This is a genomic window from Streptomyces mashuensis (assembly GCF_014654785.1).
Classification (GTDB): Bacteria; Actinomycetota; Actinomycetes; order Streptomycetales; family Streptomycetaceae; genus Streptomyces; species Streptomyces mashuensis.
In genome coordinates this window covers 19,857-43,533 of sequence record NZ_BNBD01000006.1, presented here as the reverse complement: position 1 = coordinate 43,533, position 23,677 = coordinate 19,857, and the positions used below count along the sequence as shown (strand labels likewise).

General features: G+C 73.4%; 23 protein-coding genes. 21 read left to right on the top strand and 2 right to left on the bottom strand.

The window, feature by feature from the left end; all coding sequences use genetic code 11:
- Window positions 1–224: 224 nt before the first annotated feature.
- Complete coding sequence (locus IE305_RS16635) at window positions 225–899, bottom strand: bifunctional DNA primase/polymerase (RefSeq protein WP_190130396.1); 675 nt, start codon at window positions 897–899, stop codon at window positions 225–227.
- A gap of 534 nt (window positions 900–1,433) precedes the next feature.
- Between IE305_RS16635 and nsdA the strand changes: the two genes are divergently transcribed.
- From nsdA to ffh, 5 genes are all read left to right on the top strand, one after another.
- Window positions 1,434–2,864: a transcriptional repressor NsdA gene (nsdA, locus tag IE305_RS16630; protein WP_190130685.1), complete on the top strand. Its 1,431-nt coding sequence runs from the start codon at window positions 1,434–1,436 to the stop codon at window positions 2,862–2,864.
- A gap of 318 nt (window positions 2,865–3,182) precedes the next feature.
- Window positions 3,183–4,496, top strand: a complete 1,314-nt coding sequence (locus IE305_RS16625) for an ammonium transporter (protein ID WP_190130395.1) — start codon at window positions 3,183–3,185, stop codon at window positions 4,494–4,496.
- On the top strand, window positions 4,493–4,831 hold the full coding sequence (locus IE305_RS16620; RefSeq protein ID WP_190130394.1) for a P-II family nitrogen regulator: 339 nt from the start codon (window positions 4,493–4,495) through the stop codon (window positions 4,829–4,831). The genes IE305_RS16625 and IE305_RS16620 overlap by 4 nt, the downstream gene beginning before the upstream one ends.
- 72 nt (window positions 4,832–4,903) lie before the next feature.
- On the top strand, window positions 4,904–7,330 hold the full coding sequence (locus tag IE305_RS16615; RefSeq protein WP_190130393.1) for a [protein-PII] uridylyltransferase: 2,427 nt from the start codon (window positions 4,904–4,906) through the stop codon (window positions 7,328–7,330).
- A gap of 220 nt (window positions 7,331–7,550) precedes the next feature.
- Entirely contained in the window at window positions 7,551–9,107 is a 1,557-nt protein-coding gene (ffh, locus tag IE305_RS16610; protein WP_190130392.1) for a signal recognition particle protein, read from the top strand.
- Window positions 9,108–9,178: 71 nt separating this feature from the next.
- Here ffh and IE305_RS16605 read toward each other — a convergent pair whose 3' ends face one another.
- A complete protein-coding gene (locus IE305_RS16605) occupies window positions 9,179–10,021 on the bottom strand; it encodes a class I SAM-dependent methyltransferase (RefSeq protein ID WP_190130391.1) in 843 nt (280 codons plus the stop codon).
- Between the two features lie 319 nt (window positions 10,022–10,340).
- Here IE305_RS16605 and proS point away from each other — a divergent pair, with 319 nt between their 5' ends.
- The 16 genes from proS (at window position 10,341) to dprA (ending at window position 23,652) form a co-directional block, all read left to right on the top strand.
- Window positions 10,341–11,756 (top strand): proline--tRNA ligase, encoded by a 1,416-nt coding sequence (gene proS, locus IE305_RS16600; protein ID WP_190130390.1) that lies wholly within the window; start codon window positions 10,341–10,343, stop codon window positions 11,754–11,756.
- A 369-nt stretch (window positions 11,757–12,125) separates the two neighbouring features.
- Window positions 12,126–12,719 (top strand): hypothetical protein, encoded by a 594-nt coding sequence (locus IE305_RS16595; protein WP_190130389.1) that lies wholly within the window; start codon window positions 12,126–12,128, stop codon window positions 12,717–12,719.
- A 206-nt stretch (window positions 12,720–12,925) separates the two neighbouring features.
- Window positions 12,926–13,360, top strand: coding sequence for a 30S ribosomal protein S16 (gene rpsP / locus IE305_RS16590; protein ID WP_190130388.1), 435 nt, complete (start codon window positions 12,926–12,928; stop codon window positions 13,358–13,360).
- Between the two features lie 2 nt (window positions 13,361–13,362).
- Window positions 13,363–13,602 (top strand): RNA-binding protein, encoded by a 240-nt coding sequence (locus IE305_RS16585; RefSeq protein ID WP_190130387.1) that lies wholly within the window; start codon window positions 13,363–13,365, stop codon window positions 13,600–13,602.
- Between the two features lie 157 nt (window positions 13,603–13,759).
- Entirely contained in the window at window positions 13,760–14,308 is a 549-nt protein-coding gene (gene rimM, locus IE305_RS16580; protein WP_190130386.1) for a ribosome maturation factor RimM, read from the top strand.
- Complete coding sequence (gene trmD, locus IE305_RS16575) at window positions 14,308–15,123, top strand: tRNA (guanosine(37)-N1)-methyltransferase TrmD (RefSeq protein WP_190130385.1); 816 nt, start codon at window positions 14,308–14,310, stop codon at window positions 15,121–15,123. The genes rimM and trmD overlap by 1 nt, the downstream gene beginning before the upstream one ends.
- Window positions 15,124–15,253: 130 nt before the next feature.
- The gene (gene rplS, locus IE305_RS16570) at window positions 15,254–15,604 is read left to right on the top strand and encodes a 50S ribosomal protein L19 (RefSeq protein WP_190130384.1); all 351 of its coding nucleotides are present in this window, start codon (window positions 15,254–15,256) and stop codon (window positions 15,602–15,604) included.
- A gap of 45 nt (window positions 15,605–15,649) precedes the next feature.
- Window positions 15,650–16,567, top strand: coding sequence for a signal peptidase I (gene lepB / locus IE305_RS16565; RefSeq protein ID WP_190130383.1), 918 nt, complete (start codon window positions 15,650–15,652; stop codon window positions 16,565–16,567).
- A complete protein-coding gene (lepB, locus tag IE305_RS16560) occupies window positions 16,560–17,729 on the top strand; it encodes a signal peptidase I (protein WP_229891073.1) in 1,170 nt (389 codons plus the stop codon). Before lepB (IE305_RS16565) ends, lepB (IE305_RS16560) begins: the two co-directional genes overlap by 8 nt.
- Complete coding sequence (gene lepB / locus IE305_RS16555) at window positions 17,629–18,558, top strand: signal peptidase I (protein WP_229891071.1); 930 nt, start codon at window positions 17,629–17,631, stop codon at window positions 18,556–18,558. The genes lepB (IE305_RS16560) and lepB (IE305_RS16555) overlap by 101 nt, the downstream gene beginning before the upstream one ends.
- A 161-nt stretch (window positions 18,559–18,719) precedes the next feature.
- Window positions 18,720–19,469, top strand: coding sequence for a signal peptidase I (lepB, locus tag IE305_RS16550; RefSeq protein ID WP_190130382.1), 750 nt, complete (start codon window positions 18,720–18,722; stop codon window positions 19,467–19,469).
- On the top strand, window positions 19,466–20,002 hold the full coding sequence (locus tag IE305_RS16545) for an NUDIX hydrolase (protein WP_190130381.1): 537 nt from the start codon (window positions 19,466–19,468) through the stop codon (window positions 20,000–20,002). Before lepB (IE305_RS16550) ends, IE305_RS16545 begins: the two co-directional genes overlap by 4 nt.
- A gap of 39 nt (window positions 20,003–20,041) precedes the next feature.
- Window positions 20,042–20,350, top strand: a complete 309-nt coding sequence (locus tag IE305_RS16540) for a DUF2469 domain-containing protein (RefSeq protein ID WP_071965846.1) — start codon at window positions 20,042–20,044, stop codon at window positions 20,348–20,350.
- Window positions 20,351–20,489: 139 nt separating this feature from the next.
- The gene (locus tag IE305_RS16535) at window positions 20,490–20,849 is read left to right on the top strand and encodes a YraN family protein (RefSeq protein WP_190130380.1); all 360 of its coding nucleotides are present in this window, start codon (window positions 20,490–20,492) and stop codon (window positions 20,847–20,849) included.
- A complete protein-coding gene (locus IE305_RS16530; protein ID WP_190130379.1) occupies window positions 20,849–22,465 on the top strand; it encodes a YifB family Mg chelatase-like AAA ATPase in 1,617 nt (538 codons plus the stop codon). The genes IE305_RS16535 and IE305_RS16530 overlap by 1 nt, the downstream gene beginning before the upstream one ends.
- Window positions 22,462–23,652 (top strand): DNA-processing protein DprA, encoded by a 1,191-nt coding sequence (dprA, locus tag IE305_RS16525; protein ID WP_190130378.1) that lies wholly within the window; start codon window positions 22,462–22,464, stop codon window positions 23,650–23,652. Before IE305_RS16530 ends, dprA begins: the two co-directional genes overlap by 4 nt.
- Window positions 23,653–23,677: the final 25 nt, after the last annotated feature.

The following is a 23,677-nucleotide window of genomic DNA, read 5'->3' as shown; positions in this document are numbered from 1 at the left end:
GCACGGAAAGGGCCCCTCCGCCGCTACGGCCGGCGAAGGGGCCCTTCGCATGTCCCGGCCCGGGGCTCCGCCGGCTCGCCTCCGCCGTACGCGTGCGCCTGCGCCCCCGTCCGCACATCCGCCCGTACCACCACGCGCCCCGGCCCGCGCCCCCGGGCGCGGCAGCACCGTACGCGCCCCCGGGTACGTCACAGCGCCCCGCGCCGCCGCCCGGTACGCCCCTGTCAGGGCGTCACCCCGCCCGACCGGTGGCACACGTACGCGAGCGTGCCCAGCAGCAGCCGGGCCTCCGGCGGGCGGCCCGCCGTGTCCAGCGCCGGGGGCAGCAGCCAGCGCATCGGGCCCAGCCCGGCGAAGTCCGACGGGGGCGCCGTGACGTGGTCGCCGGGGCCCAGGCCGCGCAGGTCCAGCCGGGCGTCGTCCCAGCCCATGCGGTAGAGGAGCTGCGGCAGCTCGGCCGCCGCGCCGGGCGCCACGAAGAACAGCGCACGGCCGTGCGGCGTCAGCGCCACCGGCCCCAGCGGCACCCCCATGCGCTCCAGCCGCGCCAGGGCGTGCCGCCCGGCGGCCTCGGCCACCTCCAGCACGTCGAACGACCGGCCCACCGGCAGCAGCACCGCGGCGCCCGGCACCTCGGCCCAGGCGGCGGCCGCCTCGTCCAGCGTCGCACCGGCCGGTACGGGCGGGACGAACGGGAGCGGGTGCGCACCGGGGGAGGGGCAGCCGGCGGCACCGCAGGAGCACGACACCCGGCCGCTCCGGGCGGCGCGGGCGCCGGGGACGACGTCCCACCGCCACAGGCCCGTGTACTCCGCGACCGCCGTCACGGTGTCCGACGCGCGGCCTCGGCGCCGAGAGCTCGAGCGAAGGTCCCGGATGCCGCCGATAGTGAAGCCCATGCCCCCTCCAACGGGTCTGCTCGCGGATGGTTACGTGTCGGAGTGTCTCGGACACGCAGGGTCGCGGACCTCTGCCGGGTGACGGCGCGACGGTGTGCGGGAGGTGGTGGGCGGGAGGGTCCGCGCCGTGGCGCGCACCAATCCACCGCCCCGGTGTTTGCCGACGGTCGTCCCGTGTCAAGTCAAGCGCGAAGAGGGGCGGACGAGTTCATACGTTGGGGTGGCGAATGGTGGCGTTTACTGGACTGCTCTCGCTCGACCGGTGATCGTAGGATTACTTTCGGTGCATGGACCCCGCCGGACGAGCGGCCGCAACGGGCGGCAGGCCGTGGGCGGTTCCGCAGAGTCTCGGATGGGGGCGTTCCCGTGAGCGGCAGTGTCAGCAGCACCACCGGTACCGGCAGGGCCGAGGCCGAAGGGGCCGCAGGCACCACCGACCCCACCGGTCGCAGCGGTTGCACCGACGGCGACGCGAAGGCCGGGGACAAGGCGGACGACAAGGCGGAGAAAGCCGAGAAGCGCCCCAACGAGCGGCTGAACTCGTGGTTCCTGCGCAGCGGCTGGTCCAAGGGCGAGCTGGCCCGTCAGGTCAACCGCCGCGCACGCCAGTTGGGCGCGCACCACATCAGCACCGACACCTCCCGCGTGCGCCGGTGGCTCGACGGCGAGCAGCCCCGCGAGCCCATCCCGAAGATCCTCTCCGAGCTGTTCTCCGAGCGGTTCGGCTGCGTGGTGGGCGTCGAGGACATCGGGCTCCGCCCCGCACACCAGTCGCCCTCCGCCGCCGGCGTCGACCTGCCGTGGGCCGGCCCGCAGACCGTGGAGATGCTCAGCGAGTTCTCCCGCAGCGACCTGATGCTGGCCCGGCGCGGCTTCCTCGGCACCGCGCTCGCCCTGTCCGCCGGCCCCTCGCTGATCGAGCCGATGCAGCGCTGGCTGGTGCCCACGCCCTCCGGCCGGGAGCGCGTCGCGGCCGCCGCGGACCGCGACCGCGTCCGCAGGCCGCGGCTGTCCGTGCCCGAGCTGGAGCTGCTCGAGTCGACCACCATGATGTTCCGCCAGTGGGACGCCCAGTGCGGCGGCGGTCTGCGCCGCAAGGCGGTCGTGGGCCAGCTGCACGAGGTCACCGACCTGCTCCAGGAGCCGCAGCCGGACGCCACGGGCAGGCGGCTGTTCAAGGTGGCCGCCGAGCTGGCCCAGCTGGCCGGCTGGATGAGCTACGACGTCGGCCTGCACCCCACCGCCCAGAAGTACTTCGTCCTCGCCCTGCACGCCGCCAAGGAGGCGGGCGACCGGCCGCTCGGCTCGTTCATCCTCTCCAGCATGAGCCGCCAGATGATCCACCTCGGCCGGCCCGACGACGCCCTGGAACTCATCCACCTCGGCCAGTACGGCTCCCGCGAGAACGCCACCCCGCGCACCCAGGCCATGTTGTATGCGATGGAGGCCCGCGCCTACGCCAACATGGGCCAGCCCGCCAAGGTCAAGCGCGCCGTCACCATGGCCGAGGACTGCTTCTCCGACTGCGCCCCCGGCGACGGCGACCCCGACTGGATCCGCTTCTTCTCCGAGGCCGAGCTCAACGCGGAGAATGCGCACTCCTTCCGCGACCTGGCCTATGTGGCCGGCCGCAGCCCCGCGTACGCCTCGCTGGCCCGGCCCAAGATGGAGCGCGCCGTGGAGCTGTTCGCCCAGGACGGCGAGCACCAGCGCTCGTACGCCCTCAACCTCATCGGCATGGCCACCGTCCACCTGCTGGAGGGCGAGCCCGAGGAGTCCACCGTCATGGCCGGCCAGGCGCTGCGGGTCGCCAAGCAGGTGCGCTCCGAGCGGGTGAACAACCGGCTGCGCAAGACCGTGGACAACGCCGCCCGCCAGTACGGGCGGCTCCCCGAGGTCCGTACGCTCACCGACCAACTCGCCGTCCAGCTGCCGGAATCCGCGGAGACCGGACAGGCGGTCTGACCCCACGCCCGACGCCCCACACCCGACGTCCCACGTCCCACGCCCACCCGGCCCCGGCACCCGGCCGCGGCGGCCTCCCCGGAACGAGCCCGACTCGGCTTCCCCACGCCAGGTCACCAGGGACACGGCCGCCGCGGCCGACTCGTGCGTTCACCCCCGCGTAACACGCCCGACGCCATCGTCACCGCCGTGAAACACCCCTCTGCACTGACCGAAACCCCGCTGCGTCAGCCTCGTGGCCACACCGCCCACAGCACCACCGCCCACCGGCCCCCGGCCCGCACGGGGAGCCGGGGCCGCCGCCGCGAGGAGACCGACGTGAATGGCGCAGACACCGCATTCGTCTTGATCAGTGCCGCGCTCGTGATGCTGATGACACCGGCCCTCGCCTTCTTCTACGGCGGCATGGTGCGGGTCAAGAGCGTCCTCAACATGCTGATGATGTCGTTCGTCTCGCTCGGCGTCGTCAGCGTGCTGTGGGTGCTCTACGGCTATGCGCTCGCCTTCGGCGACGACACCGGCGCCGGTCTCCTCGGCGACTTCGCGCACCTCGGCTTCAAGGGCATCACGCCCGAGACGCTCACCGGCGGCAAGGAGGGCATCCCGGTCTTCGCCTTCGCCCTCTTCCAGCTGATGTTCGCCGTGATCACCCCGGCGCTGATGAGCGGCGCCCTCGCCGACCGCGTGAAGTTCAGCGCCTGGACCCTGTTCATCACGCTGTGGGTGAGCGTCGTGTACTTCCCTGTGGCGCACTGGGTCTGGCAGGCCGACGGCTGGCTCTTCAAGCTCAAGGTCATCGACTTCGCCGGTGGCACCGCCGTCCACATCAACGCGGGCATCGGCGCCCTCGCCGCCGTCCTCGTCGTCGGAAAGCGCGCCGGCTTCGGCAAGGACCCCATGCGGCCGCACAGCCTGCCGCTGGTCGTGCTCGGCGCGGGGCTGCTGTGGTTCGGGTGGTTCGGGTTCAACGCCGGCTCCGCGCTCGCCGCCAACGGCACGGCCGCCAACATGGCCATGAACACGCAGGTCGCCACCGGCGCCGCCATGCTCGGCTGGCTCGCCTACGAGCGCATCCGGCACGGCGCCTTCACCACGCTGGGCGCGGCCTCCGGCGCCGTCGCCGGCCTCGTCGCCATCACGCCGTCCGGCGCGGCCGTCGACGCGTTCGGCGCGATCCTCATCGGCCTCGTCGCCGGCGCGCTCTGCTCCTGGGCGGTCAGCTGGAAGTTCCGGCTCGGCTACGACGACTCGCTCGACGTCGTCGGCGTCCACCTCGTCGGCGGTGTCGCCGGCACCCTCCTCGTCGGCCTCCTCGCCACCGACGGCGGCGGCCTGGTGCAGCTCGGCCGTCAGGCCGTCGGTGCCTTCTCCGTGATGGCCTACTCCTTCACCGTCTCCTGGCTGCTGGCCAAGCTGGTCGACCGCACCATCGGCTTCCGCGCCACCGAGGACGAGGAGACCGGCGGCGTCGACCAGGCGTACCACGCCGAGACGGCCTACGACTTCAGCGCCGTCGGCGCCCCGGCCGCCGCCCGCGCCTCGGCCGTCACCAGCACGCCGGTGATGTCCCGCAAGGCCGGCAAGGCCGGTACGACGAACAGCACCACCACCGACAAGAAGGTCGACGCATGAAGCTCATCACCGCCATCGTCAAACCGCACCAGGTCGAGGCGGTCAAGAACGCCCTGCAGAGCTTCGGCGTGCACGGCCTGACCGTCAGCGAGGCCAGCGGCTACGGCCGCCAGCGCGGCCACACCGAGGTCTACCGCGGCGCGGAGTACACGATCGACCTCGTGCCCAAGATCCGTATAGAGGTCCTGGCGGAGGACGCCGACGCGGACGACATCACCGACGTGATCGTCTCCGCCGCCCACACCGGGAAGATCGGCGACGGCAAGGTGTGGGTCGTCCCCGTCGAGACGGTCGTCCGCGTCCGCACGGGCGAACGCGGCCCCGACGCGCTCTGACGCCCCGCAGGCGCCCCCACCCCCACGCACAGCGGCCCGCCTCCCCACCCCCCACCACGAGGAGACCCGCCCTTGACCTCCAGCACGGCGGCTGATCCCTGCTCCGAGCCCGAGCCCGAGCCCGAGCCCGAACCCGGTCCCGGGCCCGGCGGTTACGCCGCCGCCCGGCTGCGCCTGCTGCACGAGGACGCCACGACCGGGCCCGCCCTGCGGGCCCGGCTCGCCGCCCTCACCGACCGGTGGCTCGCCGCCCTGCTCGGCCCCGCCGACGGCGTCGCCCTCGTCGCCGTCGGCGGCTACGGGCGCGGCGAACTCTCCCCCCGCAGCGACCTCGACGTCGTCCTCCTGCACGACGGCCGCATCCCCGCCCCGCACGTCGCCGCGCTCGCCGACCGGGTCTGGTACCCCGTGTGGGACATGGGTCTCGCCCTCGACCACTCCGTCCGCACCCCCGCGCAGGCCCGCAGGACCGCCACCGCCGACCTCCGCGCCCACCTCGGCCTGCTCGACGCCCGCCACCTCGCCGGCGACCCGCAGCTCACCGCCGCCGTACGCGCCACCGCGTACGAGGACTGGCGCGCCCAGGCCCCCGTGCGCCTGCCCGAACTGCGCGAGCTGTGCGAGGAACGCGCCCGCACCCAGGGCGAGCTCCGCTTCCTCCTCGAACCCGACCTCAAAGAGGCGCGCGGCGGGTTGCGCGACGCCACCGCCCTGCGCGCCGTCGCCGCCTCCTGGCTCGCCGACGCGCCCCGCGACGGCCTCGACGCCGCCCGCACCCGGCTCCTCGACACCCGCGACGCCCTCCACCTCGCCACCGGCCGCGCCACCGACCGGCTCGCCCTCCAGGAACAGGACCAGGTCGCCGCCCGCCTCGGCCACGACGGCGCCGACGGGCTGCTGCGCGACGTGTACGAGGCCGCCGGCACCGTCGCGTACGCCGCCGACGTCACCTGGCGCGAGGTCGGGCGCGTCCTGCGCTCCCGCACCGCCGGCCGGCCCCGGCTGCGCCGGGTGCTCGGCGGCCGCGGGGGCCGCGGCGGCTTCGTCGAGCCCCAGCGCATCCCCCTCGCCGAAGGCGTCGTCGAACAGGACGGCGAGGCCGTCCTCGCCCGCACCGCGCGCCCCGACCGCGACCCCGTGCTCCCCCTCCGCGCCGCGGCTGCCGCCGCACGCGCCGGCCTGCCGCTCTCCCCGCACGCCGTACGCCGCCTCCGGCACGCCGCACCCCTGCCCGAACCCTGGCCCGCCGAGGCCCGCGACCAGCTCCTCGCCCTCCTCGGCGCCGGCGAACCCGCCGTCGCCGTGTGGGAGGCCCTGGAGGCCGAGGGCATCGTCTCCCGGCTCCTCCCGGAATGGGCCCACGTCCGCTGCCGCCCCCAGCGCAACCCCGTGCACCGCTACACCGTCGACCGCCACCTCGTCGAGACCGCCGTACGCGCCGCCGCCCTCACCCGCCGCGTCGGCCGCCCCGACCTGCTGCTCCTCGCCGCCCTGCTGCACGACATCGGCAAGGGCCGGCCCGGCGACCACAGCGAGGCCGGCGCGGCGACCGCCCGTACCGTCGCCGCCCGCATCGGCCTCGACGCCGCCGACACCGGCGTCCTGACCACCCTCGTCCGCCACCACCTGCTCCTCGCCGAGACCGCCACCCGGCGCGACCTGGACGACCCCGCCACCGTCCATACCGTCACCGACGCCGTGCCCGACCCCGGCACGCTGGAGCTGCTGCACGCCCTCACCGAGGCCGACGCGCTGGCCACCGGGCCGGCGGCCTGGAGCACGTGGCGTGCCACGCTCGTCGACGGCCTCGTGCGCCGGGCCTCCGCCGCGTACGCCGGCGCACCCGTCACCGAGCGCCCCGAGCCCGCGCCGCCCGGCCCCGCCGAGCGCCGGCAGGCCGCCGAGGCTTTGCGCACCGGCGCCCCGGCCGTCGCCTACGGCCCGGCCGACGGGGACACGCTGGCCCTGACCGTCGCCGTCCCCGACCAGCCCGGCGTCCTCCCGGCCACCGCCGGCGTGCTCGCCCTGCACCGGCTCGCCGTCCGCGCCGCCGAGCTGCGCGGCCTGGCCGGCGTGCTGCTGCTGACCTGGCGGGTGGCCGCGCAGTACGGCTCGCCCCCGGACGCGGCCCGGCTCCGCAACGACCTGGTCCGCGCCCTGGACGGCACCCTCGACATCGAGGGCCGCCTCGCCGAACGCGAGGCCGCCCACGCCGGCCGCCGCCGCGGCGTCCCCCCGGCCCCGCCCCGCGTCACGGTCGCCCCCGGCGGCTCCCACGACGCCACGGTCCTGGAGGTCCGCGCCCACGACGCCCCCGGCCTCCTCCACCGCATCGGCCGCGCCCTGGAATCGGCGGGCGTGTGGGTGCGCAGCGCACACGTGAGCACGCTGGGGGCGAGCGCGGTGGACGCGTTCTACGTGACGGCGGGGGACGGGCGGCCGCTGACGGAGCCGGAAGCGGCGGCACTGGTGAAGGCGGTGGAGGGGGCGCTGGGGTGACGTCGCCGACGGCGAGGCGGTGAAGGTGATGTCCCCGTGCGAGCGGGGGTGGTCCGAACCTTCGGGGCAGGGGCCGCCTGTCCGGAGCGACCTCCCCGCGCGAGCGGGGGCGAGGGCCCCTGCCCGGCATCTTCGCCGGGCAGGGGCCCTCCTGCTTGCCCGGCCGGATACCCTGGAGGGCAATCCGTACTGCCCCCGACCTCGAGGACCGACGAGCGCCGTGTTCGATACCCTCTCCGACCGCCTCAGCGCGACCTTCAAAAACCTGCGTGGCAAGGGAAGGCTGAGCGAGGCGGACATCGACGCCACCGCGCGCGAGATCCGTATCGCCCTCCTCGAGGCCGATGTGGCCCTCCCGGTCGTCCGGGCCTTCATCAAGCAGGTGAAGGAGCGCGCCCTGGGCTCCGAGGTCTCCCAGGCGCTGAACCCGGCCCAGCAGGTCATCAAGATCGTCAACGAGGAGCTCGTCGGCATCCTGGGCGGCGAGACCCGCCGCCTGCGGTTCGCCAAGCAGCCCCCGACCGTGATCATGCTCGCCGGTCTCCAGGGCGCCGGTAAGACCACCCTCGCCGGCAAGCTCGGCCGCTGGCTGAAGAACCAGGGCCACGCCCCCCTCCTCGTCGCCTGCGACCTCCAGCGCCCCAACGCCGTCAACCAGCTCTCGGTCGTCGCCGAGCGCGCCGGCGTGGCCGTCTTCGCGCCGGAGCCGGGCAACGGCGTCGGCGACCCGGTGCAGGTGGCCAAGAACTCCATCGACCACGCCCGCACCCGCCAGCACGACATCGTCATCGTCGACACCGCCGGCCGCCTCGGCATCGACGCCGAGATGATGCAGCAGGCCGCCGACATCCGCGACGCGATCTCGCCCGACGAGATCCTCTTCGTCGTCGACGCGATGATCGGTCAGGACGCGGTCAACACTGCCGAGGCGTTCCGCGACGGCGTCGGCTTCGACGGCGTGGTCCTCTCCAAGCTCGACGGCGACGCCCGTGGCGGTGCCGCCCTGTCGGTCGCGCACGTCACCGGCAAGCAGATCATGTTCGCCTCCAACGGCGAGAAGCTGGACGACTTCGACGCGTTCCACCCGGACCGCATGGCGTCCCGCATCCTCGGCATGGGCGACGTGCTCAGCCTGATCGAGAAGGCCGAGCAGACCTTCAGCCAGGCCGAGGCCGAGAAGATGGCGGCCAAGCTGGCGAAGGGCCCCAAGGAGTTCACGCTCGACGACTTCCTGGCCCAGATGGAGCAGGTCCGCAAGATGGGCTCCATCTCCAAGCTCCTCGGCATGCTGCCGGGCATGGGCCAGTTCAAGGACCAGATCAACAACCTCGACGAGCGCGACGTCGACCGCACCGCCGCGATCATCAAGTCGATGACCCCGGCCGAGCGCCAGGACCCGACGATCATCAACGGTTCGCGCCGCGCCCGCATCGCCAAGGGTTCCGGCGTCGATGTCAGCGCCGTGAAGAATCTCGTCGAGCGGTTCTTCGACGCCCGCAAGATGATGTCGCGGATGGCCCAGGGCGGCGGCATGCCGGGCCTGCCGGGCATGCCCGGCATGGGCGGCGGCGCGGGCCGCAAGAAGAAGCAGCAGAAGCAGGGCAAGGGCAAGCGGCAGAGCGGCAACCCGATGAAGCGCAAGGCCGAGGCGGAGGCCGCGGCGGCGCGTCGCGAGCTGGGCCAGCCGGGCGAGGGCGGGAATGCGTTCGGCCTGCCGGCCGCCGGCCAGGACGGGAAGTTCGAACTTCCCGACGAATTCAAGAAGTTCATGGGCTGAGCCCGCTGCGGCAGGCCGAATACGGCCCCGGTGGCATCCGCCACCGGGGCCGTACGCGTAGGGCCGCTCCGCTAGCGGCGCCGGACCGTGACCCGCGCTATCAGATAGCGGAAGACATTCGGCATCCACACCGTTCCGTCGGCCCGCACGTACGGGTGAAGTGCTTCCACCAGTTCCTTGACGACCTGTTCCTCGTCGGTGGCGCGGGTGGCCGCGTCGAATGCGCCCGTCGACAGCAGGCCGCGCACGGCGCTGGCCAGGTCCGCGTACCCGTACGGGCACGCGACGCGCCCCGAGCCGTCCGGCACCAGGCCGGCGGCGCGGGCGATGTCCTCCAGGTCGTCCCGCCCGCTGGGCCGCCAGCGGGCCGGTGCGCACATCGGGTCGGCCAGCCGTGCCGCCACCCGGAGCGCCCCGGAGGCCGCGCAGCGCTCCTGCGGGCCCCAGCCGGCCAGCACCACCGGGCTGCCGGGCCCGGCGTGCGCCGCGGCCTCGGCCAGGGCCGGCGCGAGGTCGCGGGCGGTGCCGCCGGCCCGGAAGAGCGGGTCGAACGCCGTGATCACGTCGACCGCCGGCCCCGTGCCGGGGAGCACGGCCGCCGGGCCGCCCACTCCCAGCCGTGCCCCGGCCGCCGGCCCGTCGCCGCGCAGCAGCCGTTCGCGGGCGAGGGCCAGCCGTCGTTCGTCGCGGTCGACGCCGAGGACGGTGGCGCCGCGGGCGGCGGCCAGCAGGAGGGCCAGGCCGGAGCCGCAGCCGAGGCTGAGCAGACGGGTGCCGTCGCCGACTTCGAGGCGTTCGTACACGGCCTCGTAGAGCGGTACCAGCATCCGTTCCTGGATTTCCGCCCAGTCGCGGGCCCGTGACTCGGGCGAGGTCGAGGACGGCCGGTGCCGCCGCACGAGCGTTGGTGTCATCGAAGCTGCCCCATTCGCCGCGTGTGTTCCGCTTCCTGTTCCGCCCCCATGTGTTCGTGCAGGTGTGGGCGCGGCGTCCGCAGGCCGTGCGGTGCCGCGCGGGTGGTGCGGGTCGGTGCCGGGTGGTGCGGGGTCGTGCTCGGGCCGTGCGGGCCCGGGCCGTGTTCGGCCCGTGCCGGAAAACCCCCCTCATGTCAGGGAACAGCGCTTCCGGCCGCCAGTCCAGGGGTTCGCGCGAGTAGGGTTCGCGGGGCCGGGGACGGCGTGTGCCGGATATTCGATTCACACTCGGCCGTACGCGCCCCGTACCATTCCCACCATGGCAAAGGCTCCCATTCTCACCCCGCAGGCGGAAGACTTCCCGCGCTGGTACCAGGACCTGATCAACAAGGCCGAGCTGGCCGACAACGGCCCGGTGCGCGGCACCATGGTCATCCGACCGTACGGGTACGGGCTGTGGGAGCGCATGCAGCAGGAGATGGATGCGCGGATCAAGGAGGCCGGCGCGTCCAACGCCTACTTCCCGCTCTTCATCCCGCAGTCGTACCTCACCCGTGAGGCCGAGCACGTGGAGGGCTTCGCCCCCGAGCTCGCGGTCGTCACGCACGGCGGCGGCAAGGAGCTCGAGGAGCCGGTCGTCGTCCGCCCCACCTCCGAGACGATCATCAACGAGTACTTCTCGAAGTGGGTGCAGAGCTACCGCGACCTGCCCCTGCTGATCAACCAGTGGGCGAACGTGGTCCGTTGGGAGATGCGCCCCCGCGTCTTCCTGCGCACGAGCGAGTTCCTGTGGCAGGAGGGGCACACCGCCCACGCCACGTACGAGGACGCCCGCGACTACGCGGCGCGCATCCACCGCGACGTCTACTACGACTTCATGGTCAACGTGCTGGGCATCGACGTGGTGCTCGGCCGCAAGACCCCCAAGGAGCGCTTCGCGGGTGCCATCAACACCCTCACCCTCGAGGGCATGATGGGCGACGGCAAGGCGCTGCAGATGGGCACCAGCCACGAGCTCGGCCAGAACTTCGCCAAGGCGTTCAACACCTCCTACCTGTCGAAGGACGGGCAGCAGGAGCTGGTGTGGCAGACGTCCTGGGGTGTGTCGACCCGTATGGTCGGCGGACTGATCATGTCGCACGGCGACGACAACGGCCTGCGCGTGCCGCCGCGCCTGGCGCCGGTGCAGGCCGTCGTCCTGGCGATCAAGGGTGACGACGCCGTGATCGCCAAGGTGCGGGAGATCGGTGACGTCCTGAAGGCCGCCGGCGTGCGCGTGCAGGTCGACGACCGCACGGACACCCCCTTCGGCCGCCGCGCGGTGGACTGGGAGCTCAAGGGCGTCCCGGTGCGCATCGAGATCGGCCCGCGCGACCTGGAGAACGGCACCGCGATGCTGGCCCGCCGTATTCCGGGCGGCAAGGAGCCGGTGCGCATCGAGGAGCTGGCCGCGCTGCTGCCGAAGGTCCTGGAGGAGGACCAGGCGCTGCTGCTGCGCCAGTCGCGGGAGCGCCGTGAGTCGCGTACGAGCGATGTGGCCACGATCGACGAGGCCGCCGAGGCGGCGCTGGCCGGCGGCTGGGCGCGCATCCCGTGGGCGACGCTGGGCGCCGAGGGCGAGGCGAAGCTGGCGGAGCAGGCCGTGACGGTGCGCTGCCTGGTGAACGAGGACGGTTCGGTGCCGGCGGAGGACGACGCGCCGGGTGCGGTGGCGATCGTCGCGCGGGCCTACTGAGGCGTCGCTCCGACCCCAGGTGACAGGATCGGCCGGAACGGGCATCCGTTCCGGCCGATCCTGCGTGTTCGGGCGGTGTTCCGGCCCCGGGGCGGCGGCGGGTGGCCTAACGTCTCCGGGGTCGCTCCCGTGGGACGCCGGGCGTACGGGCCGGGTGCTGACGCGTGGGTCAGGTACGTCCCACCTTGCGAAGTGATGCGAAGAGTTGCGAACAGGTGCGCGAATCTTCCGCCTTCTCCGTGGTTCCTCCGTAGTTCTGCGCACCCGCCCTCGTCAGGACGTATGAGGCGGGAAACTGACTGGTACGTGCAAATTATTTGGGATGGCCCGGTATCGGAACACCGGGCCGTCCCGACTCGTTGTCACGACGTGAGCACGACACCACCTGTTCTCGCCGCAGAGCTGGCGCAGGCGTGGGCCGACATTCAGCGGTTCCACCCCGAGCTGCCGGATCTAGCCGCGCCCGAATCGTTGATCGGGGAGTCGTCGTCCGCCTGTGGCGCCGAGCTCTCCTTCGAAAGGCTGCTGCACGAGGCAGTGCACGGCATCGCGGCCGCCCGCGGTGTCCGGGACACCTCACGCGCCGGCCGCTACCACAACCGGCGGTTCCTGGCGATCGCCGAGGAGCTGGGGCTCGACCACAGCGATGAGCCGCATCCCAGCAGCGGCTTCTCGCTGGTCGTGCTCAACCCCGAGGCGCGCCGGCGCTACCGGCCGACGATCGAGAGACTGCAGCGTGCCCTCAAGGCGCACTCGGTCGCCACGACCGCCGACACCACGCGGACCTTCCGCGGCCCGGCGGCGCGGCACGGCTCCTCCGGTGGCGGGGTGCGGGTCAAGGCCGTCTGCCAGTGCGGGCGGAACGTCCGCGTGGTCCCGTCCGTGCTTGCCCAGGCGCCGATCATGTGCGGGGGCTGCGGCCAGCCGTTCCGGATCCCCGAGGCCGTCTCCGTCGGGAGCTGAGCGCGCCGGGCCCGGTCGTCCGGGCCCGGCCGTCCGGCCCGGTTCGGCGGCCCCGCCACGGTATGGCACAATGAGTGGCTGTACTCGACAGTCGCACAGGACCCCTCTCTCCTACGGCTGACGCGTCCATCGGGCACCCGAGTACCGCAACCCCACGTGGCATCTTGTTGTGCCCAACCACGTCAAGACCAGGAGACACCACTTCCGTGGCAGTCAAGATCAAGCTGAAGCGTCTGGGCAAGATCCGTTCGCCTCACTACCGCATCGTCGTCGCCGACTCCCGTACCCGCCGTGACGGCCGGGCCATCGAGGAGATCGGTCTGTACCACCCGGTGCAGAACCCCTCGCGCATCGAGGTCAACAGCGAGCGCGTCCAGTACTGGCTGGGTGTCGGCGCGCAGCCGACCGAGCCCGTTCTGGCCATCCTGAAGGTCACCGGCGACTGGCAGAAGTTCAAGGGTCTGCCGGCCCCGGCCCCGATGCTCGTCGCCGAGCCGAAGGCCGACTACCGTGGTCTCTTCGAGGCCGCCGTGAACGCCGCCGACGAGTCGAAGGGTGAGGCCATCACCCCGAAGGCGAAGAAGGCGGACAAGAAGGACGAGGCCGAGTCGGCCGAGTCCGCCGAGTCGACCGAGGCCTGACCGTGCTCGAGGAGGCCCTCGAGCACCTGGTGAAGGGCATCGTCGACAACCCCGACGACGTGCAGGTCGCCGCGCGTGACCTGCGTCGCGGGCGCGTGCTGGAGGTCCGGGTGCACCCCGACGACCTCGGCAAGGTGATCGGCCGCAACGGCCGCACCGCGCGGGCCCTGCGCACCGTCGTGGGCGCCCTCGGCGGACGGGGTGTCCGCGTCGACCTCGTCGACGTGGACCACGTGCGCTGAGAACAGTGAGCACCGGCACGAGGCCGGGGGTGGCATGCCACCCCCGGCCTCTGTCGCTCGTTGCGGCGGTGTCCTGGTGATCGGTCGATAATCGAAGGAGCGGGAGCCTCCCGGGACAGCACGGGGAGGCAGGGCCGCGAAAAGGGGATTGAAGGACGTGCAGCTCGTAGTCGGGAGAATCGGCCGCGCCCACGGCATCCGGGGCGAAGTCACGGTCGAGGTGCGGACGGACGAGCCCGAGCTGCGGCTCGGACCCGGCGCCGTACTGGCCACGGACCCCGCGGACCGGGGCCCGCTCACCATCGCGTCCGGCCGCGTGCACAGCGGGCGCCTGCTGCTCCGCTTCACCGGCGTGGACGACCGCAACGCCGCCGAGGCGCTGCGCAACACCCTCCTGGTGGCCGACGTGGACCCCGACGAGCGGCCCGAGGACCCCGAGGAGTTCTACGACCACCAGCTGATCGACCTGGACGTCGTCCTGACCGACGGCACGCCGGTCGGCCGGATCACGGAGATCTCCCACCTGCCGTCGCAGGACCTGTTCATCGTGGAGCGGCCCGACGGCAGCGAGGTGATGATCCCCTTCGTGGAGGAGATCGTCACCGGCATCGACCTCGACGAGCAGCGAGCCGTGATCGACCCGCCGCCGGGCCTGATCGACACCGAGCGCGCGGAGATCGCCTCCACGCGGGAGGACGGCGCCTGATGCGGCTCGACGTCGTCACGATCTTCCCCGAGTACCTGGAACCGCTGAACGTCTCCCTCGTCGGCAAGGCCCGTGCCCGCGGGCAGCTCGACGTCCGGGTGCACGACCTGCGGCAGTGGACGCACGACAAGCACAACACCGTCGACGACACCCCCTACGGCGGCGGGCCGGGCATGGTCATGAAGCCCGAACCGTGGGGCGAGGCCCTCGACGAGATCATCGCCTCCGGTGCGGAGGGACAGCAGCCGGTCCTGGTCGTGCCCACGCCCAGCGGCAAGCCCTTCACGCAGGAGCTGGCCGTCGAGCTGTCCGCGAAGCCGTGGCTGGTCTTCACGCCCGCCCGCTACGAGGGCATCGACCGCCGCGTCATCGAGGAGTACGCCGAGCACCTGGACGTGCGCGAGGTCTCCATCGGCGACTACGTCCTGGCCGGCGGCGAGGCACCCGTCCTCGTGATGGTCGAGGCCATCGCCCGGCTGCTGCCCGGCGTGCTCGGCAACGCCGAGTCGCACCGCGACGACTCCTTCGCGCCCGGCGCCATGGCCGACCTGCTGGAGGGCCCCGTCTACACCAAGCCGCCGGAGTGGCGCGGCCGGGGCATCCCCGACGTGCTGCTCAGCGGCCACCACGGGAAGATCGCCCGCTGGCGCCGGGACGAGGCGTTCCGCCGCACCGTCCAGAACCGGCCCGACCTCATCGAGCGCACCGACCCCGCGGCCTTCGACAAGAAGGACCGCGAGACGCTCTCCATCCTGGGCTGGGGCCCGCGCGAGGACGGCCGATTTGGGCGAGTGGCGCCCGACGTGGAAGAATGAGCCGTTGCCTTGCGTCCGGCGTGCGCCCCTGCCACAGGGGGAACGACGTACGCCCGACGCCCGGGGCACATCCCATCCTCAGCACGATTACCGCTGATGACCTGTGGCATCAGTGAGGAAGCAGACACTCATGTCTCACCTTCTCGACGGCGTCAACGCCGCCTCCCTGCGCACCGACGTCCCGGCCTTCCGTCCCGGTGACACCGTGAACGTGCACGTCCGCGTCATCGAGGGCAACCGCTCCCGCATCCAGCAGTTCAAGGGCGTCGTCATCCGCCGCCAGGGCGCCGGCGTGAGCGAGACCTTCACGGTCCGCAAGGTCTCCTTCTCCGTGGGCGTCGAGCGCACCTTCCCGGTGCACAGCCCGATCTTCGAGAAGATCGAGCTCGTCACCCGTGGTGACGTCCGCCGCGCCAAGCTGTACTACCTGCGCGAGCTCCGCGGCAAGGCCGCGAAGATCAAGGAGAAGCGCGACAACTGAGCCTCCCGCCGGAGTCCCGGACGGGCCGGATAGGCTCTCGGCCCGATGGACACCGACGCACAGCTTTCGGAGCGCGACCGCTCCTCCGCCCCCGACCCGGCACCGCCGGGAGGGGAACCGGAGGAGGGGTCGCGCTCCGCGCGTTCCCGGGGCCGGGGCTGGTGGCACGCCGTACGGGAGGCGGGGGCGGCGGCGCGTGCCTGGCCCGGGGGCGGCGGACCGCTGCGCCGGGCCGTCGTCCTGCTGACCGCCTGCATGGTCACCGTGCTGCTGGTCAGCAGCTACCTCGTCCAGCCGTTCCAGATCCCCTCGGGGTCGATGCGCGACACGCTCCGCGTCGGCGACCGGGTGCTCGTCAACAAGCTCGCCTACCGCTTCGGCGACCAGCCGCGCCGGGGCGACGTCGTCGTCTTCGACGGCACCGGCTCCTTCGTGCAGGACGAGCCGCCTGCGGAGAACCCCGTCACGGCGCTCATCCGCAAGGGCGCGTCGGCCGTCGGCCTGATGCGGCCGGGACGGACCGACTACGTCAAGCGCGTGGTGGGGGTGGGCGGCGACCGGGTCACCTGCTGCGACCGGCAGGGCCGGCTGATGGTCAACGGCCACCCGGTCGACGAGGAGTACCTCCTGCCCGGCGACGCGCCCTCCCGGGTGCCGTTCGACATCGTGGTGCCGGAGGGAAGGCTATGGGTCATGGGCGACCATCGCAGTGACTCGAGTGATTCCCGGGACCACTTGGGGGAACCCGGCGGGGGCACGGTCCCGGTGGACCGGGTCATCGGGCGCGCGGACTGGATCGGCTGGCCACTGGGCCGCATCAGCGGCCTGAAACGTACCCACGCCTTCGACGGCGTACCGGAGCCCGGACCGGCTCATGGGCCGGCCCATGCACCGGGCCATGAGCCGGGTCCGGCCGGCGGCCGGGGGGTGGGGCACTACGGGGGTGGGGGCTCGGATGGGTAGTAGGGGGCGCGTCGAAGCACGTACAGCGCGCACGGTGCGTGCGGCGCGTGCAGTGCGTACGCCGGACACCGGCCGGCCGGCGCCCCCGGACCATCCGGCGCCCGGAGCCCCCGTCACCGGGGGGCGCGCGGCGCGCCGGAAAGCGGCCCGGCGCCTGAAACGCCGCCGCAACCGGCGCTCGCTGATGAAGGAGATCCCGATCCTGATAGGCGTGGCCGTCCTCATCGCGCTGGTGCTGAAGACGTTCCTCGTCCAGGCGTTCGTGATCCCCTCCGGCTCGATGGAGGAGACGATCCGCATCGGCGACCGGGTGGTCGTCGACAAGCTCACCCCGTGGTTCGGCTCGCGTCCGCAGCGGGGCGACGTGGTGGTCTTCCGCGACCCCGGCGGCTGGCTGATCGGCGAGCAGGCGCACACGGGCCGGGACCCGGTGGTCGTCCGGCAGGGCAAGCAGCTCCTGGCCTTCATCGGCCTGCTGCCCTCGGCCGACGAGAAGGACCTGATCAAGCGGGTGATCGCGGTCGGCGGGGACACCGTCGCCTGCTGCGACAAGGGCGGCCGGGTCACCGTCAACGGCACGCCGCTCGACGAGCCGTACGTCCATCCGGGGAACCCGCCGTCCCGGATACCGTTCGAGGTGCGGGTGCCGCGGGGCCGGCTGTTCGTCATGGGCGACCACCGCTCCGATTCCGCCGACTCGCGTTACCACCTGGGCGAACCGGGGCAGGGGACCATTCCGGAGGACCTGGTGGTGGGGCGTGCCGTCGTCATCGCCTGGCCCTTCGGCCACTGGCGGCGCCTGGAGGAGCCGGACACGTTCGCCTCCGTGCGGGACGCGCCGACGGCGGACGCGCGGGCGGACGCTTCGCCGCATACTGTGTCCTCCATGGATCAAGACGGGTTGATCCGGCTCCCGACCCCTGCGGAACTCCCGCTCGTTATGGGAGTGGTGGGCCTGCGTCGTATGTACGACAGGCGGCAGTGTGGAGTAAGGAGTGGATGTGGGGGATTTGGCGGTCGGCGCGCGTTCCGGTCACGAAGAACCAGAGGAGCGGCCCGGGGTGCCCGCCGAGCCGCCCACGGACGGCGCGCGGGACTCGCGCCCGGACGCGGAGGGGCCGGGTGGTCCCGGTGGACCCGACGACCCGGACGGTCCGGGTGACGGGCGGCGGGGGCGCGGCGAGCGTCCCAAGTCCCGCTCCATCTGGGTCGAGCTGCCGATCCTCGTCGGCATCGCCCTGGTACTCGCGCTGCTGATCAAGACGTTCCTGGTGCAGGCGTTCTCCATCCCGTCCGAGTCGATGCAGAACACGCTGCAGCGCGGCGACCGGGTGCTGGTCGACAAGCTGACGCCGTGGTTCGGCGCCGAGCCCGGCCGCGGCGAGGTGGTCGTCTTCCACGACCCGGGCGGCTGGCTGGGCGAGAACCCCGCGAACGAGCAGGGGCCGGTGGCCAACGGCGTCCAGAAGGTGCTCAGCTTCATCGGCCTGATGCCCTCCGCGGAGGAGAAAGACCTGATCAAGCGGGTCATCGCGGTCGGCGGCGACACGGTGGAGTGCAAGGGCGACAACCAGCCGGTGGTCGTCAACGGCAAGCCGCTGAAGGAGCCCTACATCTTCCCCGGCAACACGCCGTGCAGCGACAAGCCCTTCGGCCCCATCAAGATCCCCAAGGGCCGGCTGTGGGTGATGGGCGACCACCGCCAGGACTCCATGGACTCGCGCTGGCACCAGGAGCTGGAGGGCGGCGGCACCATCTCCGTCGACAACGTGGTGGGCCGCGCCATCGTGGTGGCCTGGCCGATCGACCGCTGGTCGACCCTGCCCGTGCCGGACACCTTCGACCAGCCCGGCCTGAACGCGGCCGCCGCCGTCGCGCCGCCCGCCCTGGGCCTGGCGGGCGCGGTGCCGCTGGTGCTGTGGCGGCGCCGGCGGATCCTGCGCGCGGAGGACGCGACGCGGGTGGCGGCGACGGTGACCGGGGAGAAGTGAGCCGGGGCGCCGCCCCGGGTCCACGGTGGTGATCCAGGGGCGCCCCGAGGGGCTGACTGCCGTCCGTACCGCCGGGTAGGGTGCGGCTGCGTGCCGTGGGGCACGCGGATCCGACCGTCCGCGTGGGGCCGCCGCGCGGACCTCACCCGGCGGGGGACGGCATGGCCCGAACGCGACGCGACGACGACGGCCACGGCCGCGCGGGCAGAGTCCTGTCCGGGCTGGCCGTGGCCGTCGGCTGTGTCCTCTTCCTCGGCGGCTTCGCCTGGGCCGCGCTGCTCTACCAGCCGTACGCCGTGCCCACCGACTCCATGGAGCCCACCATCGCGCGCGGCGACCGCATCCTGGCGCAGCGCGTGGACGGCGACGAGGTGCGCCGCGGCGACGTCGTGGTCTTCCGCGACAAGCTGTGGGGCGACGTGCCGACCGTCAAGCGGGTCATCGGCGTCGGCGGCGACACCGTCGTCTGCTGCGACCGGCAGGGCCTGCTGACCGTCAACGGCAAGCCGGTCGAGGAACCGTACCTGCACTCCACGGGCCCCGCCTCGCCCACGCCGTTCTCCGCCACCGTGCCGAAGGACCGGCTGTTCCTCCTGGGCGACCACCGCGCCGACTCGCTCGACTCCCGCACCCACCTGACCGACGCCGGCCAGGGCTCGGTGCCACGCGGCGCCGTACGTGCCCGGGTGGACGCCACGGCGTGGCCCGCCTCCGGCTGGGGCATGATCGAACGGCCGGCGTCCTTCGCCGCGCTGCCCGGCGGCACGTCCCGGCCCGGCCCGCTGCCGCTGCTGGTGGGGTGCGTGTGCGCGGGAGCGGTGCTCATCCTGGGAGGTGCGGCGTACGGGCCGCTGTCGCGGCGGCCGGCGCGGAGCCGGGAGAAGCAGGAGAAGGGTGGCGGTGCGACGTGACCGGTGTTCCGGACGCCGGGGCGGGGGCCGGGGCGGCGGCAGGGGCGGGTGCCGGGCTGCGGCGGGCGGCGCGGGTGATCCTCCTGGACCCGGCCGACCGGGTGCTGCTCCTGCACGGCTACGAACCCGACGACCCCTCGGTGACCTGGTGGTTCACGCCGGGCGGCGGGCTGGAGGGCGACGAGACCTGGGAGGCGGCGGCGCGCCGCGAGCTGGCCGAGGAGACCGGGATCACACAGGTCGTCCTGGGCCCGGTGCTGTGGCTGCGCACCTGCTCCTTCCCCTTCGACGGGCGCCGCTGGGACCAGGAGGAACGGTACTTCCTGGCCCGTACGGCACAGGAGCCGCTGTTCACGGGCGGCGGGACGGAACTGGAACGGCGCAGTCTCACCGGGCTGCGGTGGTGGACGTGCGCGGAACTGCTCGCCACGCGTGAGACGGTGTACCCGACCAGGCTCGCCGAGCTGCTGCGTACGCTGCTCGACGAGGGACCCCCGGCTGCGCCAGTGCTCCTGGAGACCGAACGGGCCTGACGCACAATGGGGGGACGCACGGCTGAAGGGGAACATGCCATGAGCGCCGAGGACCTCGAGAAGTACGAGACCGAGATGGAGCTGAAGCTCTACCGGGAGTACCGCGACGTCGTCGGTCTGTTCAAATACGTGATCGAGACCGAGCGGCGGTTCTACCTCACCAACGACTACGAGATGCAGGTGCACTCGGTCCAGGGCGAGGTGTTCTTCGAGGTCTCGATGGCCGACGCGTGGGTGTGGGACATGTACCGGCCCGCGCGGTTCGTGAAGCAGGTGCGGGTGCTGACGTTCAAGGACGTGAACATCGAGGAGCTCAACAAGAGCGACCTCGACCTGCCGGGGACCTGAGACGACTGAACGGCCGTCAGGCCGTTCGCTGCTTATTTCACCCCTCCGGGTGACGAGGTTTTTCACAACCCGTCGGTTATCCACCAAGATCCAACACTTGGCGGCGGAGGCGTCACCGTGAGTGCCGGAGGTGGTGCTCATGAACGCCCGAGGGGGACTCGGCCGCTACGGAGAAGGGCTGGCGGCGCGCCGGCTGACCGAGGCCGGAATGACCGTGCTGGCCCGCAACTGGCGGTGCCGCGCGGGAGAGATCGACGTGGTGGCGCTCGACGGCGACGTCCTCGTGATCTGCGAGGTCAAGTCACGCCGCGCAGGACCGTATGAACACCCGATGCAGGCCGTCACCCCGGCGAAGACCGGCCGGCTGCGCCGGCTCGCCGGACACTGGCTCGACCGGCACGGCGGCGCCCCACCCGGCGGCGTGCGCATCGACGTCGTGGGCGTCGTCGTCCCCGACCGGGGCGCGCCCCGGGTCGAACACGTCAAGGGGGTGGCGTGATGGGGTTCGCGCGGACGTGCTCGGTGGCGCTGGTCGGCGTCGAGGGCGTGGTCGTCGAGGTCCAGGCCGACCTGGAACCGGGCGTCGCCGCCTTCACCCTGGTCGGGCTGCCGGACAAGAGCCTGATCGAGAGCCGCGACCGGGTACGGGCGGCCGTGGTCAACTCCGGCGGGGAGTGGCCGCAGAAGAAACTGACCGTCGGACTGAGCCCGGCCTCCGTCCCCAAGGGCGGCAGCGGCTTCGACCTGGCCGTGGCGTGCGCCGTCCTCGCCGCCGCCGAACGCATCGACCCACGGCGGATCGCCGACCTGATGATGATCGGCGAGCTGGGTCTCGACGGCCGGGTCCGGCCGGTGCGGGGCGTGCTGCCCGCCGTGCTCGCCGCCGCCGACGCCGGATACCGGCAGGTCGTCGTCCCCGAGCGCACGGCGGCCGAGGCCGCCCTCGTCCCCGGCGTCTCCGTGCTCGGCGTCCGCAGCCTCCGGCAGCTCATCGCCGTGCTGACGGACGAACCCGTCCCGGAGGAGGACGAGTCCGCCGACGCCGGCCGCCCCGACCCCCTGCTGGCCGGCCTGGCGGTGTCCGGCGCCGACGCCGGCACGGGGACCCGGGACCGCGACGGCGAGGCGTGCCCCGACCTGGCCGAGGTCGCCGGCCAGTTCACGGCCCGGCGCGCCCTCGAAGTAGCCGCCGCCGGCCGCCACCACCTGTATCTGCAAGGGCCGCCCGGCGCCGGCAAGACCATGCTGGCCGAACGGCTGCCCGGACTCCTGCCACCCCTCACACCCCAGGAATCACTGGAGGTGACAGCAGTGCACTCGGTCGCGGGGACCCTCCCCGCCGGACAGCCCCTGCTGGACCGGGCCCCCTACTGCGCACCGCACCACTCGGCGTCCATGCCCTCCCTGGTGGGCGGCGGCTCCGGCCTGCCCCGCCCCGGCGCCGTCTCGCTCGCCCACCACGGCGTGCTGTTCCTCGACGAGGCCCCGGAATTCTCCGGCCGCGTCCTCGACGCCCTGCGGCAGCCCCTGGAATCGGGACACGTCGTGGTGGCCCGCACCGGCGGCGTCATGCGGCTGCCCGCCCGGTTCCTCCTCACCCTGGCCGCCAACCCCTGCCCCTGCGGACGGCACGGCACCCTCGGCGAGGGCTGCGGCTGCCCACCCTCGGCCGTCCGGCGCTACCTGGGCCGCCTCTCCGGGCCCCTGATGGACCGGGTCGACCTCCGCGTCGCCGTCGAAGCCGTCACCCGCTCGGAACTGACCGGCACCCTGACCGGCGCCGAACCCACCGCCACCGTGGCCGCCCGGGTCCGGGAGGCCCGCGAACGGGCCGCCGCCCGCTACGCCGGCACACCCTGGCGCTGCAACAGCGAGATCCCCGGCCACGAACTCCGCACCCGCTGGCGCGCCGCACCCGGCGCGCTCGACGGCGCCGAGCGGGACATGGAACGCGGCCTGCTGACCGCCCGGGGCCTCGACCGCGTCCTGCGCGTCGCCTGGACGGTGGCCGACCTCGCCGGCCACCACCGGCCCGACATCGAGGACGTCGGACAAGCACTGGAACTGCGCACCGGCATCCAGCGCGGCGCCGTCCTCGCCGGAGGCTGGGCATGAGCGGCACGGCGGCGGGGGAGCGGCTGGCCCGGGCCGCCCTGAGCCGCCTCACCGAACCCGGCGACGAACGCGTCGGCCGGTGGCTGCGCACCATGGAGCCCGCAGAACTCGTCCGGGGACTCACCGGTACCGGGCCGCCGCCCCCGGGCGCCGGCGCGGAGCGGCTGGCCGGCTGCCGGGCCAGGGCCCGCACCCTCGACCCGGAGGGCGACCTGCGGGCCGTGGCCCGGCTGGGCGGACGGTACGTGTGCCCCGGCGACACCGAATGGCCCGCCCAGCTCGACGACCTCGGCGACGCCCGGCCCCTGGGACTGTGGGTGCGCGGCAGCCCCGACCTGCGGCTGTGGGCCCTGCGCTCGGTGGCCCTGGTGGGCGCCCGGGCCTGCACCGGCTACGGCTCCCACGTGGCGGCCCTGCTCGGCGGCGGCCTCGCCGAGCGCGGCTGGGTCGTCGTCTCCGGCGCCGCGTACGGCATCGACGGCGCCGCCCACCGGGGCGCGCTCGCGGCCGGCGGGGCCACCGTCGCCGTCCTCGCCTCCGGGCTCGACGTCGCCTACCCCCGCGGACACGCCGAGCTGCTCGGCCGGATCGGCGAACAGGGGATCGTCCTGACCGAGTTGCCACCGGGCGGACACCCCACACGCCACCGCTTCGTCCTCCGCAACCGCGTCATCGCCGCCCTCACCCGCGGCACCGTGGTCGTCGAGGCCGAATACCGCAGCGGCTCGCTGGTCACCGCACGCCACGCCCGGCGGCTCGGCCGGCACACCATGGGCGTCCCAGGGCCCGTCACCTCCGGCCTGTCGGCGGGCGTGCACGAACTGCTGCGCGAAGGCGCCTGCCTGGTCACCGACGCCGACGACGTCGTCGAGCTCGTCGGCGGCATCGGCGAGCTGGGCCCCGAACGCCGCGGGCCCGTCGTCCCCCGCGACCTGCTGCCCCCCACCGCCGCCCGCGTCCTGGAGGCCCTGCCCGGCCGGGGCGGTGCCCCCGTCGCACGCGTGGCGCACGACGCGGGCACCAGCGAGGAACGCGCGCTCGCCAGCCTGTACGAACTGCGGGCGCTGGGATTCGTGGAACGCCAGGGCGATCTCTGGCAGTTGGCTGACGGCTCGTCAACCTCGGTGGAGGCCAAGCCCCCGGACGGCACCCCCGTGTGCGGCGAGGCGGTGCTTGACCTGGGGTGATCGGGTGAAAGGGTTAAGGCGATGA

Bases quoted from the DNA above. Each gene is read 5' to 3' on its own strand.
- IE305_RS16635 (WP_190130396.1), bottom strand. From the start codon at position 899: ATGGGCTTCACTATCGGCGGCATCCGGGACCTTCGCTCGAGCTCTCGG.
- IE305_RS16620 (WP_190130394.1), top strand. From the start codon at position 4,493: ATGAAGCTCATCACCGCCATCGTCAAACCGCACCAGGTCGAGGCGGTC.
- IE305_RS16605 (WP_190130391.1), bottom strand. From the start codon at position 10,021: ATGACACCAACGCTCGTGCGGCGGCACCGGCCGTCCTCGACCTCGCCC.
- proS (WP_190130390.1), top strand. From the start codon at position 10,341: ATGGCAAAGGCTCCCATTCTCACCCCGCAGGCGGAAGACTTCCCGCGC.
- trmD (WP_190130385.1), top strand. From the start codon at position 14,308: ATGCGGCTCGACGTCGTCACGATCTTCCCCGAGTACCTGGAACCGCTG.
- rplS (WP_190130384.1), top strand. From the start codon at position 15,254: ATGTCTCACCTTCTCGACGGCGTCAACGCCGCCTCCCTGCGCACCGAC.
- lepB (WP_190130383.1), top strand. From the start codon at position 15,650: ATGGACACCGACGCACAGCTTTCGGAGCGCGACCGCTCCTCCGCCCCC.
- lepB (WP_229891073.1), top strand. From the start codon at position 16,560: ATGGGTAGTAGGGGGCGCGTCGAAGCACGTACAGCGCGCACGGTGCGT.
- lepB (WP_190130382.1), top strand. From the start codon at position 18,720: ATGGCCCGAACGCGACGCGACGACGACGGCCACGGCCGCGCGGGCAGA.
- IE305_RS16540 (WP_071965846.1), top strand. From the start codon at position 20,042: ATGAGCGCCGAGGACCTCGAGAAGTACGAGACCGAGATGGAGCTGAAG.
- IE305_RS16535 (WP_190130380.1), top strand. From the start codon at position 20,490: ATGAACGCCCGAGGGGGACTCGGCCGCTACGGAGAAGGGCTGGCGGCG.
- IE305_RS16530 (WP_190130379.1), top strand. From the start codon at position 20,849: ATGGGGTTCGCGCGGACGTGCTCGGTGGCGCTGGTCGGCGTCGAGGGC.
- dprA (WP_190130378.1), top strand. From the start codon at position 22,462: ATGAGCGGCACGGCGGCGGGGGAGCGGCTGGCCCGGGCCGCCCTGAGC.